Raw genomic sequence first — 14,858 nt, forward strand, 5'->3', positions numbered from 1 at the left:
GGGTTGCAGGCTGCAGGATGGAATCAGGCGCGGGTAGTGGAGAAGCTAGGGCTGGCGAAGTTGACGTTGCATAGGTATTGGAAGTCCTAGCAGTCGCGGAATACTATAACCATGACCGCAGGAGAGTGACATCGTCCTAAAAACTCCGTTCACACAAGGCTACAGTGTGGCGCCTTTGGAATCACGAGCCAGGCGAACAGCATTAGCCAAAGGCAAAGTGAATAGAGGTTCCACTCATAGATGGTCTGGAGGGGGTGAACTGTCTGATCATCAGACAGCTCCTTTTAACGGCTACAGATAGCGCAGCGCCTTCTCAAGCGCATCAAAGGTGCCTGGTTTAAAAACACGCTCTCCGTTTTCATTCCTCACGTCACCCTTCTCCCCGCGAACTAGCTTCCATGCTTTCAGAAAGTCCTCGGACAAGAGGTGTTCCAACGCCCTTCTTTCGCCCTCGTCTAATTTAAATTTCGCTTTCGAGCTTGTGCGATCGTCGACATAGATTTCGAGAGATGGCGGCACAACCTCTTTGATTAACCTCCGCGACTCAGCCAACTCTGACTTCAGAATCTGTACGAGAAGTCGGTGACGAGCGGTCGGCAGTTCATCTATCCATGCATCCGAATCAGCATTAGTATATTTCGGTTTTTTAGCTGGCGCTGCGGCAGAGAATGACTCAATAAGGGCTCTGTAATGAACCCCCGATGCATTACGAATACTCTGAGCCTTTGGCACTCCCCGTTTTTCGCCAAGCCGTGCGACGGTCGTGTAACTAAAATCCGATTTGCCCTGCTCAAGCTGCTCCTGGCAGACCTCGTAGATAGCCTCTAACGTCCTGTAGGTTCGGTCTGTCACCACGGTGTTAAGATGTGCCAATACGGTTTTAGGCTCCATCACCGCACCTCCGGTGCAATCACAGCTTGTCCGCCATCCAAAATAGACTGAATGTCGGTGAGCGCAATTTGCTCATCCGAACCTAGATCTTCCAGCCGCATTCTACCCTCGATCAACGCGTCCATTTTTGTCCATGATTCCACTCGAGAAAGAATAAAAGTTGTCAGCTGATTTCCGATGACAAGCTGTTGCTCCTTATTCAGCGTGTACATCTTGGGCTTCAAGTTATTAAATGCAATCATTTTGTCAATCATTTGCGACCGGGGCGCAATTGCCAAGTCTGCCGAGGCAGACTCATAGATCTCAGCATTTTCGCAAACCTCGTTCAGTTGATGGAATTTTGAAGTCTCCTCCATCGCGATCGCGACGTGAAGCTCGTTCCCCGATTGGACAATGAGCTGAGTAAGGTTGGACTGCCCCCCTGCCGCAACCCGCTCATTGATCATCGCCTGACTTTGATTGATAAGCCTGGAAATAGCTTGGATGTCACACAAAAACATATCCGCCTTTTTCGCGGCGCTTTCCATTTCCGAGTTAAGCTTCCGAATCTTCAGCTCAAGAGAGTTACGCTCTCCTGGATCAAATTTTTCACCGGCCTGCTCTGTTTCATACTGAGCGTCTTCTTGCTCTTCGATACACTGTTTAAGGTACTCGATCTTGCACTCAAGACTTGAGATTTGTTCAAACTGGTAATTTGCTTGCAAAGATATTTCGTTGGCTAATGACAGCAAACCACCGATGAACACTGGGCCGGTCACAAAATGCCGGCAATGTGGACAATTTTGAAAGCCCAAGTATCCGGCAGCGACAGGCTGTCGAACCTGAGTGCTCCCGATTAGTGGCCCGCCATCTCCACAACGCGCACCCGCGAAGGGACAAAAACCATAATCGCGAAACAAGAAACTACCAGGTGGACTGCTACCCACATAGGGCAGAATAACCCCCTCGTTATTGTTGAAGAAAGTATCTCTAATTTCATCGATTCGATTCTGCTCAATCATTTGCATTGCTGCATAGGCCTGATTGGAGAGCGCCCGTTTCTCTCCCGCCGCAAACTTTTGTCTCAACCCCTCCTCGTTCAACTTGACATAATAAATGGTCATGACCATCGCGCTATGTCCCGCAATTTTCATAATAATTTCAAGCGGAAGCCCAAACTCCATTACATAAGCTGTAATCAGACTAACTCTCATGCTGTGAGGTGTGTAATCGGACTTGTAGGCGGAGAGAGCGGATGCCTTACCATTTTGTTTTGAAAGCACTAAACCCGATGGTTGGCTATAAAAAAGCGCTGCTGCCAGCCGGTCTCTCAAACGACCAGAAAAATGGCCGCATTCCTCATCACCGAAATCTCGAAACAAAAAACAATTCGATTTTTTTGCTAGACGTTGTTTCGGATTTAAGTCAGTACGGGTGCACTCAATCCAAGGCATTGACCGGGTTATTGGATTATATTTAGTCTGCCAACGGCGCAGTCTCACCATCCAAAGTGCAAGTGCTTCGGGCATCCATGCAACGTTATACGCCGCGCCTCTCACTGACGTTTTGTTGGAGGTGAAATGCATGCCAAAGGCACCCTCCGGGTATTTCCTTACAAAACTTTGCTGTTCGGTTGTTCCCGCTAAATTGGATTGGTTTCGTTGGAACACAATTTTTCCGTCTACGATTTCGGGAATTTCAACATCACCTTCACCCGAATCATTGTACGCCAGCTGGCGACCACGAGCGGGTACCGAAGCCAAAGCATAAGCATGCATCCAGTAAACTGGGCACCATATTTTAGTGCGCCCATACTCTTGCTTGTAAACACAATCTGGGTCGTTTACATCGATCAGCGCTGAATCAATATCAACCCAATCCGCGTCAAAAACATGAAGATGTTCAAGGTCTTTAAAACAGTTAGATTCCGGTGGAGCAATCCACTCACACATTGCATGGACATACTGAAAAGCTAGCGCAGGCTTATCACTTTCTCCTAAACGGATATTTTCACCATCGCCCTCATACGCATATGATGCGAAAGGATTACGAGCGTTGGGAGTCACGACAAGTTCGCCACTCTCTTCATCTTCGAGCGTTAGCTTTGTCCTGATATAGTGATCACAAAACTCCTTAGCTGCGGAGATAATATAACGTTTACTATTTTCGGAGTTCTCATCCTCTAAAAACTCTTCAAATAGATTAAGATCAACCCGAGGAGAGGTAAGGAAAATCGCTGGAGAAAGCCCTAGCTGATACCTCTGGATATAGTTACGCACGAATCGACACAAATGAGTCTCTTTGGCATCCCCTCCTCGCGCGACTTCCATAAATCTTTCAATCGATTCTTTCCAAGGAATATAAGGGTCGTAGATATTTTTAGTTTTGAAAGGCTCAGGATTGCCCAAATAAACATACCAATTAACCCATTCATCCTTATAAATGGCATCTGGATAACGTGGGAGTCGAGGGTCATTGGATTTCGCTACAAACGACCTGTATTCCTGTTGACTTGCTAAATTTTGAGCAGACGCGATTTCCCGAGCCTCTTCGTAGCTATAAGGACGAGGAATGGCGCACGCGTCAAACCAGTCAATCCATTCAGCACTAAACATTCTATCCGGATGGGCAGGCAAGCAAGGGTAAAGTTTTTGCTGATCGCGATATTCTTGGCTGTCTTTGATTCTGACAAGCTTGATGACAAACTTTACATCAGCCAAAGACTGGCATTTCTCGGGTATTAGAAAAGGAATCCACCCCCGCCACTCGTCGCCGTAATAGGACTGTGCATCTGCAGGTAGACGGGGATCGTTGAAACTGAGCTTGAGATAGTCTGACGCACACGTAATCCCAATCGCTGCAGCGGCCCTACCTGCCTCACGCCAGTCCTTGTACTTGTCGACACCTAAATAGGCATCCCAGCCCCATAGCTTCCATTTCCCTACATACTTTTCGTGAGGCGAGTACGGTAAACGAGGATCTGCTTTGTACCCAGCCAAGTAGTCTTTTTTGGATCTAAACCCCAGGCGCTGCGCAGCTTCGCTAGCCTCAGTAATGGTCTCATAGAGCGGTTCGCGGTGGTCAAAAAAATCAGGAAACCCAAGCCACTCATCGGCGTACTTAATATTTGGATTAGAAGGCAGAGATGGGTCTTCGCCGTAACGACTTTTGTACTCTTTAACAGAATTGATTCCGAGCGCTCTAACTGCTGCTTTCGCCAATTGTAAACTAGGATAGGCTGCTACATCAGATTGATCGAAAAAATTCTGATTGCCCATCCACGTATCTTCGTAGACTACATTCGGATTTGACGGCAGCATCGGGTCTAATCGGTAGTCACGTTGGTACTGTTTCCAAGACCTTATATTTAGCTCCGTTATTCTGCGCTTTGCGTCGTCAAAACTATAAAAATCCTTCCCTCTGCTTGTGCCTAGGTAATCACTCCAACCTTCCCATTTGTCCTTAAAATAGCCGGCTGGCGAACCAGGCAGCCTTGGATCGCGTTCTTTATAATTGAGCATGTAATCGTTGTTCGAGCAAAAATTCAGCGCCCTGGCTGCGTTTCGCGCTTCTTCGTATGTTTCATACTTTGTTGAAATATTTTCATTACCCAAGTAAGGCTTCCATCCTGCCCAACCGATCTTGTAAACTTTTTCTGGATAAGGTGGCAGTTTTTCGTCCTGTTTTGCCTTTTCCCAATAATCCTTTCGGCTTGTTGCATTCAGTTTCTTGGCAGCCTCCTCAGCCAAAGTGTATGTTTCGTAGTATGCGGCGTCTTTGGAATCATCGCCAACCCCGATAAATTCACCCCAGCCGCTCCACTCCGCCGAGTAGAAGTGATTAGGCTGAGCAGGAAGTTTAGGGTCAGCTTTATATCCGGCCTGGTAATCTCGCATCGTCTTGAAGCCGAGCACTCGCACTGCGCGCGCAGCCTCCGCCAGCGTTTCATATTTCCCTTGACGCCTCCTAGGGTTCGGAGGCAGAAATGCATTCCATTCAGTCCACTCGTCCGGATAATAAATTTCAGGTCGAGCTGGGAGCAAAGGATCATTTTTGTAGCAGGCCAGATACTCTGTGCTTGTATACGCGCCAAGAGCTTTTGCAGCCTCTTTCGCCTTAGAATATGATGTGTATCGTTCTACCTGCATACCAAAAAAATGGGAATAACCTTGCCAATCTTTGTAATAATCCCAGATATTGGAAGGCAGCTTGCTATCTTGATGAAAAAGCTTCCGATAACTCTCCGCCGTAGTAATACCTAGTTTTTTTGCCGCTTCCGAAGCTTCCGCCAGCGTTGGATAGAATTTAGAAACTGGGTTTTTGGGGAGATAGTCATGCCAGCCCGCCCAGTCTTCATAATACTCATCGGGCCATGCCGGCAGCTTAGGATCGACGCTACACTTTGCTCGGTATTCCCGCGCGGTGTAGGCGCCAATTAGTGACGTAGCTTCCTTAGCCTCAGCATAAGACGGATAGCGTTCGTTCGACCTTCCAAAGAAAAACGGAAACCCTACCCACTCACCTTTGTAGACAGCGTTGGGATTAGAGGGAAGCCTTTCATCCTCTCTATAACGAACTTTGTATTCCGACTGAGTGTTGATACCCAGCCGCTTTACAGCGTCGATTGCTTCGCTCAGCGTCTGGTAGAATTTCGAACCAACGCTATTTGGTAGGTAATCACGCCAAGTCTGCCAATCTGGGTATAAAGCTTCGGGACAAACTGGCAATTTAGGGTCTACGCTACAAAGCTGTTTGTATTCTTCTGCATTCGTGGCACCTAAAGACTTTGCGGCTTCTTTTGCTTCGGCGTAAGTCGGATACCTAACAAACGACCCATCAAAGAAATCTGGAAAGCCGTTCCAGTCTAGGTAGTATTGGTTAGGGTTTGAATGAAGCATTGGATCGTTGCTGTAGAGATTTTTGTATTCTGCACTGGAAGTGATACCCAGTTTACTAGAAGCGATTGCGGCCTCACCCAAAGTTTTGTAATAAAGCACCTCAGGGTTGGATGGGAGAAAACTCCCCCACCCTGTCCACTCATCTCGATAAGTGCCATATGGGTCAGCAGGCAATAACGGATCCTTGCGACGAAACTGCTTATATTGCTCCCCCGTATATGCGCCGATAAGAGCCGCAGCTTGCCTAGCCTCTTCATAAGTTGCGTAGCGAACTCTGCGATTATCGACACCAAGGAAATTTGGAAATCCTTTCCAATCCGTTGGATATTTATCCGCTGGATTTTGCGGGAGCCTCGCATCCTCTTTGTAGCGATTGAGATACTCTTGTACAGAGCCAATTCCTAACGCTTTAGCAGCCTCAGAAGCTTCGTTTATTGTTTTGTAGAGATTCTTCTTAGGCGCCATATTTGTTCACTCGCTCCATCTTTTCTCGTAGTTCTTTGTTGGTTGACTGCAAATAAACCAAACAAGAATCCGGCGACATGTGATGCATTGCTTTTTGGATATCTAGTTGTGAAAACCCCATTTCTGCCAAGCGATAGCCATAGGCATGGCGGTGACCATGCTCAGTCGTGCCGAGATATTTCAGATGTTCTAACCCGATGCGATTTACAGCAGCTTTATGCAAGCGCTGAAAGTTCTTCAACGTTTCTGGCTGGCCTATTGTATTGGTGAAAGCATAAGGGTGATCTTGAATACTCGGCTCGACGCGCTGGTACTTCAAATAATTTTGGTACGCATGGAGAAACTCGGTTGCCTTGTTCGGGGGGTAGAACTGCACTGTGAAATAACCTTCGGTCGAGGTCAATGCTGGAGCCTTCCAACCGAGGTGCAGACGCTCACTCTTCAAGTAATCCGTTCTTGGTATCAACAAGTAGCGCTTAGCGAGGTACTCCCTGCGAGATCTGTAGTTTTTGTCGGGCGAGGCGCCTGTTGACGGATGATAAACACGCACAACCGCTTCGTGGCGTTTCTTATCAGGCTTTATGTCATTTAAGTAGAGATGCAATGCCTCACTTTTTCTCAGGCCACCATAATGAAGTAGAAGCGTTATCGCTCGCCCCTTCCAGTCTATGGTGTTATCAGGATTGGCGTCGTTTGCTTGAGTTGCCCTAACGAACCCTGACTCTAATAACGGGATGATCTTGTCAGAGGGAAATTTTTTCACCTCTTCATCGTAAATACGCGAACTGCCTCTACGAGCAATCTCTCGGACGTATCTGTTTTTCTCTTTGCCGTCTTCGGTTGACTCCAAGTGATTAAGAAAAACGTTGTCCTGCCGATGATAGTACGCACACCAGTTTAGGCGCTGCTCAACGGAGGTAGCTAAGCGAAACGGGTTCGCACGCTTGGTTTCGTAATCAGATTGTTTGGCAAGCCAGTCTGTATAGGTAGTGATGTACTGAATGATCGAGTTAACGTCATCTGGCGATCTAGGGCTCCAATACAGCCCAGATGGGTCACTCAGATCTGAAGAGTTGATCGTGCCTAGGTCGAGGGCGTCTCGAAAGGAACGGAGCAGTTCTGTGGTTTGCTCAAACGAACCTTCGTTGGCGTTGATGTACTTGATGAGGAGCATGACCGCAAAGGTCGACCTGTCACGCCAGGATTGCCCGTTGCTCGTCTTGCTGGCGAGAAACCGGAGGTGCGAAATCAGCAAACCTCCTTCGGTGATAATCGCGGGCAGGCGCAGCTCTCGACCGGTTTTATCGTTGCGATATCTAGCCTTCACCCTTAGCGCGTAAGCCATTTTCCACCATACTAATTATTATGTAGTTTGGGGTACTACTCTGGAAACCGCACCTGAACGTTAGCCTTTTTTTGGCAGTATTCAAGCATGAAAACGGACAAATAGTACAATTGAAGGTGGGGTTCTAATACACCTACGGCAAGAAAATGCTCCGCGAGATCGACAGTCGCGTGCGCTTTCTCACCAAACGGCTGGAAGCGCTGAAAGTCGTCAGCGAAAAACCCAGCGATCCGAACAAGGTCTATTTTGGCGCCTGGGTGACCATCGAGGACGAAGACGGCAAGCAGTCGCGCTACCGCATCGTCGGCCCGGATGAACTGGATCTGAAACTCGGCCTGATCAGCATCGACTCGCCGCTGGCCCGCGCCTTGATCGGCAAGGCGCTGGACGCAGAAGTCCGGGTACAGACGCCGACGGGCGAGCAGTTGGTTTACATCGTGGCGATCGAATATCCGTAAAACGCTTCAGCGCCGAGTGATCAGGCCCTGCCGCGCTACGCGGGTCAGTTGTTTGATCATTTCCGGCGCTTCTTCCGCGCTCGGCGCCTGAATTACCGCCAGATCGAAACTGTCACTGGCAAACCGCGCCAGCGACTCGCCGTCGTCGACAAACTGGATCAGGAACGCGGCAGGACCGCCGCTGCGACGCGGCCAGCCATCCAGATAACGCAACAGCGTCGGCTGGTGTTTGCCGCCAAGCAGGATTTTTGGATTGCGCTGGGTGATGTGCGCCGTGATCGGTGCGGGACGTGCTGGAGGGCGTAGTGCATTCATCGTGTCGTGTCTCTGCCTCAAAAGTCTGCATGGCAGGTGAGAGGCAACACCGAACCAGCGCTTTAGCGGTATTTCGAAGCCCTGTTCCGGCTTCTGACGGCAACTGTCTGAGTCACCTGGCGCCCCGCAAGTAGCTGTTTAAATCGGCGCATGAGCAACATCCTAGATAACGTGACCGACCAGTGTCAAGAATCGCCCGCAACAAAAAAAGGCCCGCACAATGCGGGCCTTTGCCTTGAGTTAGAGCGCTCAACCGGCGATGGCGCGATCCGCCGAGAGTTTGCCGGCGCCTTCGATCAGCACCGCGATGCTGCCGGCCAGCAAGGCCAGGGCAAACTCGTAACCGTTGTTGGCCATGAACAGACCGTTGCCGATGTGTACCGAGAAGATCGCCACCAGCGAAAGGAACGCCAGACCCAGTGCCGCTGGACGCGTCAGCAGGCCGATGATCAGCGCCAGACCGGCGAAGAACTCGGTACCGCCGGCCAGTGTCGCCATCAGGTAGCCTGGAGTCAGGCCGATGCTTTCCATCCATTGGGCGGTGCCCGCCAGACCGTAGCCACCGAACAGGCCGAACAGTTTCTGCGAGCCGTGGGCGGCGAAGATCACGCCGACAACGATGCGCAGAACAGTCAGGCCGTAGCCAGCGCGGGTGAACAGTACTTTGTTGATCAGAGAGCTCATGGGGCGTTCCTTGTTGTTGCGAGAGGTTGTATGTGTTGGTTGGCCGCTATATTAATCAATAAATTTCATGTTAAAAGCGCAAAAAATCCGCCATAACAATCAATTTATTAGATCATTTACGTGTGACGACTTTTTGCGCCCCGGGCTCCAACGACTCCCGTTCCCGGTCGTACGCCAAGTAGTACTTGTTCACGCTATTAACATAGCTGACGGCGCCCATCCCCACTTGCTCCATGGCAATGCGCTCGACCTGAAAAAACCATTGATTGGGGTTGAGCCCGCGGCGCCGCGCTTCGGCGCGCATGCCCTGTACGCGCTCGGGGCCGATGTTGTATGCCGCGAGGGTGAAGGCCATGCGCTCACGCTCGTTGAGCTTGGGGCTGTTGAAGAACTTACGGCGGATCATCGCCAGGTACTTGGCCCCGGCCTGAACATTGGCATCGAGATTCTGGATATTGCTCACGCCGACACGCTGGGCGGCCGACGGCGTGATCTGCATCAACCCGGTCGGACCGCTGCCGCTGCGGGCATTGGGCTGCAGACGCGACTCCTTGAAGGCCAGCGCCGCCAGATTGAGCCAGTCCATGTTCTGCGCCTGGGCGTGTTTCTGCAGGGTCGGGCGCAGCTTTTCCAGACGCTGACGGTCGGCCTTGGCCAACGGATAGTGGACCTGGTACAGGCGTCGATAGATGCGCAGAAACGCGGCGTCTTCATTCGATGGTTTTTTGTAGCCGCTCAGAAAGCGATCAATGCTGGCGCGCAACATCGAGGCATCGCGGCGTACAAACCAGTGTTCCTCGCCCGGCTCGCTGATGACCAGCTGCCGATCCAGACGCAGCTTGGGCAGGATCTTGCCCCAGCGCTCGGCAATCGGTTGCTCGACGATGGTCAGGTGAAAGATTCCGCCCTGAACCATTTCCAGCACGTCTTCCACGGCCAGCGTCGGATCGACCCATTCGACGTTGATTGGCGCCAGTTTGTGCAGCGCCAGTTTCTGATTGAGCTGACTGACCGCCTCCCCCGCCGCACTGCCGGTGGGCAACGCCAAAGTCTTTCCGGACAGTTGTTCGACCTTGGTGTAGCGCCGCTGGCCCTTGATGCCGACCAGTACCAACGGCACGTCGCGGGCGATCGGCTCGCTGCTGGAGACCGCGTAGCCGCCCGGCAAGTCCATCAATTCACCGGGCGCGACCATGTCGCCTTCGCCACGCTGCAACGCGCCGAGCAACTGGTCCTTGGCTTTGGGGATGATCTTGAGGGTAACTTCCTGGCCGTCGCGGGCGTGGCCGTTGAGGTATTGCTCGAAGGCGCGCAGGCGATGGTATTCGACGCCGATGGTCTGGCCTTGAACCTCACCGGAACTGTTGCGGCTCTGATTGACCAGCACTCGCAGGACACGGCTGCTGCGGATCTCGGACAGGTCACGGACCTTGGCCGCCGGCACGGCTTGCAGTGGTCCGGGCAGGCGCGCAAGCGCCGTCAGCGGCAGCAGCAGCGAGGCGCACAACAGCAGCAAAACCGAGGGACGATGCATCCACTCTCCGAAAAGAATACGGGGCAATTTCAAGCGAAATCACCGACGAAAACAGAGCGCCTGGAGCGCTGGTAAAGTGCGAAAGACTGGCACAGTGATGGCATCGCCGCCACCCCGAGACTCTCGCGGCCTCAACAGACAGCCATAAGTCGTTGTAGTTCTTGGCTTTTCTTATGAATCTACAGCTCTGGTATGCTTTTCGGCCTTCGGCCCGAGGTAGCACCATGCAACTCATCGATATCGGCGTCAACCTGACCAACCCCAGTTTCGCCGACAAACACGCGGCGGTGCTCGAGCGCGCCTATGCAGCCGGCGTCTGCCAACTGGTGCTGACCGGCACCAGCGTCGAAGGCAGCGAGCAGGCGCTGGAGCTGTGCCGGCAACTGGATGACGGTGGTCAGCGGCTGTTCTCCACCGCCGGCATTCACCCGCATTCGGCCAGCGACTGGAATGCCGACAGCGCGCGACGTCTGCGCAGTCTGCTCAACGAAACCAATATGGTCGCGGTGGGTGAATGCGGGCTGGACTTCAACCGCGATTTCTCGCCACGCCCGCAGCAGGAAAAAGTCCTCGAAGAGCACTTGGCTCTCGCCGTCGAACTGCAATTGCCGGTGTTCCTGCATGAGCGCGATGCCAGCCAGCGCCTGCTGGAGATCCTCAAGGATTTTCGCGATCAATTGCCCGCCGCCGTGGTGCATTGCTTCACTGGCGAGCGCAAGGCGTTGTTCAGTTACCTCGACCTTGATCTGCACATAGGCATCACCGGCTGGATCTGCGATGAGCGTCGCGGCACGCACTTGCATCCGCTGGTGAAAGAGATCAAACGCGGACGCCTGATGCTGGAAAGTGATGCGCCCTATCTGCTGCCACGCACGTTGCGACCGAAGCCGAAAAACGGCCGCAATGAACCGGCGTATCTGACTGAAGTACTGCGCGAAGTGGCGTTGCATCGTGGTGAAACCGAAGAGGATCTGGCGGCGCATACCACCGCCTGTGCCCGCGCGTTTTTCAACCTTCCCACGCTCACCTGACACACCGCTATTCCCTGTGGGAGCTAGCCTGCTAGCGATTGCTGAGTGCCAGTCACTACAAGCGTTGCGGACAGATCGCTATCGCTAGCAGGCTAGCTCCCACAGGGGGACGATGCATTCTTTTGATATGTATCAAGATCCGCAGATCTGCATAGCGGCACAATAATGGCACCTTGCCAAAACTGTTTCCGCTATCAGAGAAGACCTCCATGGGTGCCTGGCTTAGCAATATCTCGCTGAAGTACAAATTCTGGGCGGTCAATGCGGTCGCCTTTGTCACCACCCTGCTGCTGGTGCTGTATGCCGTGCAGCTCGAACAACAAGCCCGCAGCCACGCAGCTCAAGCGTCCGCGCAGGCGCAAGCGCAGTTACTCAAGGCCTGGCCGCCGGGCCAGCCGCTGCCCAAAGTCGAGCAGGTGCTGACCTTCAAACGCGGCGAAGCACCGCGGCTCAACGGTCAGCCGCTGCTGGAGATCGCCGGCAGCAACGGCTGGAATGCAATCGATGCCCTGCCTTTGTTCGGCGAGAACCCGTTGCTGGGCGCCGAGGTGTTCAGCCGCGCTGATGGCGAAGAGGTTGCGGTGATCGCCCATGGGCCGAGCCTGAGCCAGGTGTTCAGCGAGCGTTTTACCCATTACGCGGTAGCGGTGTTCATCCTGATGTTGGCGATGCTCGGCGCCTCGCAATTGCTCATTCGCTTTTTGCTCAGCCAGCTCAACACGTTGAAAGACGTCATGCTGCATGTCGAGAAAAGTGGCGATCTCAGCGCGCGGGTACCGCTGGCCGGCAACGATGAAGTCGGGCAAATGGCCAATGCGTTCAACGCCATGCAGGCCGGCTATCAGCGCGTGGTCAGCACCGTCGCCAATACGGCGCGGCAGCTGGATGTCGGCGCCGCGCGACTGGCGTCGAGCATGAACGAGGTGCGCCACGGCATGCTCGGCCAACAGAGCGAGACCGATCAGGCGGCCACCGCGATCAACGAAATGACCGCCACGGTTCACCACATCGCCCAGCACGCCGGCGCCACCCGCGACCTGTCGCAGACCGCCGATGGCCTGGCTGGCAGCGGCCAGCAAGTGGTTGCCCGGGTGCAGCATTCGATTGCCGGATTATCCAGCGGCGTGCAGCAGACCGCAGAAATGATCCAACGCCTGGCCGAAGACAGTCAGAAGATCAACGGCGTGGTCAGCGTGATTCACAGCATCGCCGAACAGACCAACCTGCTCGCCCTCAACGCGGCCATCGAAGCCGCGCGGGCCGGTGAGATGGGCCGCGGTTTTGCGGTGGTCGCGGATGAGGTGCGCAATCTCGCCAAACGGGTGCAGACTTCAACTGACGAGATCACCACCATGGTCTCCGCGCTGCAGGCCGGCACCCGTGATGCGGTGGATTTCATGCAGGAGAGTTCGTACAAGGCCGACGACTGCGTGCAGCAGGCGCAAGAGGCCGGCGAGGCGCTGGCGGAAATCACCGGGGCGGTGGCGCAGATGCGTGAGAGCAACACGCAGATTGCCGTGGCGGCGGAGCAGCAGAGCCAGGTCGCCGAGGAAATGAACCGGGCGGTGGTGAGCATTCGCGATGTAACCGAAAATACCGTGCAGCAGACGGTGGATTCGGCGACCACCAGCAATGAGTTGGCGACGTTGGCCGGGGAACTCAACAAGGCGATCGGGCAGTTGAAACTCTGAGTCCGTTTTCGCGAGCAGGCTCGCTCCCACAAGGATCCGCGGGCGCGGCGCATTCAATGTGGGAGCGAGCCTGCTCGCGAAGGCGTCTGATGGATCTACATCAAATCCTGCGATGACGCCTATCACTTCAATAGCCAACCTTGATTCGCCGCCCTGCGCGCCCGGGCCTATTCTTCAACCATGAGTTCAAACATGGATCGAGGAGTAGCAACATGGGCAAACGTCACCCCAACCTTCCCGCGTGGCAATGGCGCGCCTACCCTGGCAATCACCAACACCCGACCAATCTGGTGCTGCATCTGATCGCGGTACCGCTGTTTATCGTGGCGTTTCTGTTGATCGTATCCGGGGTGTTCAGCCTCAGTCTGGCGAGCGTCGCCATCGGCGTGATCGGGATTGTCGCGGCGCTGGGTCTGCAGCGCCATGGCCACAGCCTGGAGGCGCAAGCCTCCGAGCCGTTCAGTGATCGCAAAGACGCCGTGTCGCGCTTGCTGGTCGAGCAGTTTCTGACCTTCCCACGGTTCTTTTTGAGTGGCGGCTGGTGGCGCGCCTGGCGTGAGCGCCACCGTCGGCATTGATTCAGGCGAAGATCGTCACGGTCTGTCGGCTCATCGCAATCAACTCGCCCTTCGCGCTCCACAGCTTGGCCGCAACATGGCCATAACCGTCGGCGGCATATTCAATATCGGCCAGGTATTGGCACCAGTCCAGCGTGCTCAAATCGTGTAACGGTTGCACGAATTCTATGGTCCAGGTCAGCGTGCTGCCCGGTGCAGGTTTCTTCAGATACGGCAACAGCGCCGGCGGCCAGGCATCGACCAGGGCCAGCAGATGCGCCTCGTTGACCGGCTCTTCCTTGACATCCCCACGCAAGCGCACCCAACCGCCCATCAAGCGCGACGCAATGCCGGTGAACGGCATGCCGCCGACGCTCCAGCGCATCGCCAGGTGCCGCATGAATTCCGGGGTCACGCCTTTGATGTACGGCAACTCCTGGCACTCGTCCCAGTGTTTCATCGACGGCGCCGGATACGCTTCGACCGCCACCTCCGACGGCCGCGAGGCACCGAAGCTGCCTTGCACGATCGTCACCACCTGCCCGTTCTGCAACGCCCGGCCCAAGACCTGGCTGACGGCTTTGCCTTCACGCAACACTTCAACTTCGAAGCTCACCGGCACGCCCGGCTCCACCGGCCCGACAAAGGTGATCGCCAGCGAACGCACCGGGCGCTCCGCCGGCACTTTGCCGCGCATCGCCTCATATTGCAGCGCAGCCACCAGGCCACCAAAACTGGCCCGGCCCTGACCCCATTCGGCAGGAATCGTCACTTCAGGTTGTTGGCGGACAGCATCGAGCAGATCGCAAAAGCGCATGACAACCTCGGCAAACGGGAAAGGGATGCGCGGATCTTAACCAGACCCGCCGCGCGCCGCAGCGTCTATTCCGGTCAAATGGGCTGACAGAAAGGCCTAGGCACCATCGTCGTAACGACAAATGCTCCTGTGGGAGCGAGCCTGCTCGCGAAGCGGTGGATCAATCGACAGTGATGGCGATTGGCACGGCCTA

10 protein-coding genes and 1 pseudogene are annotated in these 14,858 nt (G+C 54.0%); 4 read left to right on the forward strand and 7 right to left on the reverse strand.

Annotated elements, in window-relative coordinates; genetic code table 11:
* Nucleotides 1-291: 291 nt before the first annotated feature.
* Genes gmtX through gmtY form a run of 3 tightly spaced genes read right to left on the reverse strand, consistent with a single transcriptional unit; the run spans nt 292 to nt 7,578 of the window.
* Entirely contained in the window at nt 292-891 is a 600-nt protein-coding gene (gmtX, locus tag ACGSLL_RS17535; RefSeq protein WP_394507309.1) for a gamma-mobile-trio protein GmtX, read from the reverse strand.
* Entirely contained in the window at nt 891-6,233 is a 5,343-nt protein-coding gene (gene gmtZ / locus ACGSLL_RS17540; protein WP_394507310.1) for a gamma-mobile-trio integrase GmtZ, read from the reverse strand. The genes gmtX and gmtZ overlap by 1 nt, the downstream gene beginning before the upstream one ends.
* On the reverse strand, nt 6,223-7,578 hold the full coding sequence (gene gmtY, locus ACGSLL_RS17545; protein ID WP_394507311.1) for a gamma-mobile-trio recombinase GmtY: 1,356 nt from the start codon (nt 7,576-7,578) through the stop codon (nt 6,223-6,225). The genes gmtZ and gmtY overlap by 11 nt, the downstream gene beginning before the upstream one ends.
* A 128-nt stretch (nt 7,579-7,706) precedes the next feature.
* Between gmtY and ACGSLL_RS17550 the strand changes: the two are divergent.
* Nucleotides 7,707-8,036 (forward strand): annotated as a pseudogene (locus ACGSLL_RS17550) (GreA/GreB family elongation factor); the annotation flags it as partial.
* 6 nt (nt 8,037-8,042) lie between these two features.
* Here the strand turns inward: ACGSLL_RS17550 and ACGSLL_RS17555 are convergent.
* From ACGSLL_RS17555 to ACGSLL_RS17565, 3 genes are all read right to left on the reverse strand, one after another.
* Nucleotides 8,043-8,351, reverse strand: coding sequence for a hypothetical protein (locus ACGSLL_RS17555; protein WP_093099601.1), 309 nt, complete (start codon nt 8,349-8,351; stop codon nt 8,043-8,045).
* Nucleotides 8,352-8,600: 249 nt separating this feature from the next.
* The gene (locus tag ACGSLL_RS17560; protein ID WP_093099599.1) at nt 8,601-9,035 is read right to left on the reverse strand and encodes a DoxX family protein; all 435 of its coding nucleotides are present in this window, start codon (nt 9,033-9,035) and stop codon (nt 8,601-8,603) included.
* Nucleotides 9,036-9,147: 112 nt separating this feature from the next.
* Nucleotides 9,148-10,569, reverse strand: a complete 1,422-nt coding sequence (locus tag ACGSLL_RS17565; RefSeq protein WP_394507312.1) for an MltF family protein — start codon at nt 10,567-10,569, stop codon at nt 9,148-9,150.
* Nucleotides 10,570-10,793: 224 nt separating this feature from the next.
* On the opposite strand from ACGSLL_RS17565, the gene ACGSLL_RS17570 reads away from it, so the two are divergent.
* The 3 genes from ACGSLL_RS17570 to ACGSLL_RS17580 all read left to right on the forward strand — a co-directional run bounded on the left by ACGSLL_RS17570 (nt 10,794) and on the right by ACGSLL_RS17580 (nt 13,869).
* Nucleotides 10,794-11,600 (forward strand): TatD family hydrolase, encoded by an 807-nt coding sequence (locus tag ACGSLL_RS17570; RefSeq protein ID WP_394507313.1) that lies wholly within the window; start codon nt 10,794-10,796, stop codon nt 11,598-11,600.
* 209 nt (nt 11,601-11,809) lie between these two features.
* Nucleotides 11,810-13,291, forward strand: a complete 1,482-nt coding sequence (locus tag ACGSLL_RS17575; RefSeq protein WP_394507314.1) for a methyl-accepting chemotaxis protein — start codon at nt 11,810-11,812, stop codon at nt 13,289-13,291.
* Nucleotides 13,292-13,503: 212 nt separating this feature from the next.
* Nucleotides 13,504-13,869: a DUF962 domain-containing protein gene (locus ACGSLL_RS17580; RefSeq protein WP_007908547.1), complete on the forward strand. Its 366-nt coding sequence runs from the start codon at nt 13,504-13,506 to the stop codon at nt 13,867-13,869.
* Between the two features lies 1 nt (nt 13,870).
* On the opposite strand, the gene ACGSLL_RS17585 is transcribed toward ACGSLL_RS17580, so the two are convergent.
* The gene (locus ACGSLL_RS17585) at nt 13,871-14,665 is read right to left on the reverse strand and encodes an acyl-CoA thioesterase (protein ID WP_208940287.1); all 795 of its coding nucleotides are present in this window, start codon (nt 14,663-14,665) and stop codon (nt 13,871-13,873) included.
* Between the last annotated feature and the right edge of the window lie 193 nt (nt 14,666-14,858).

Source organism: Pseudomonas retamae, from assembly GCF_043496865.1.
Lineage (GTDB): Bacteria > Pseudomonadota > Gammaproteobacteria > Pseudomonadales > Pseudomonadaceae > Aquipseudomonas > Aquipseudomonas retamae.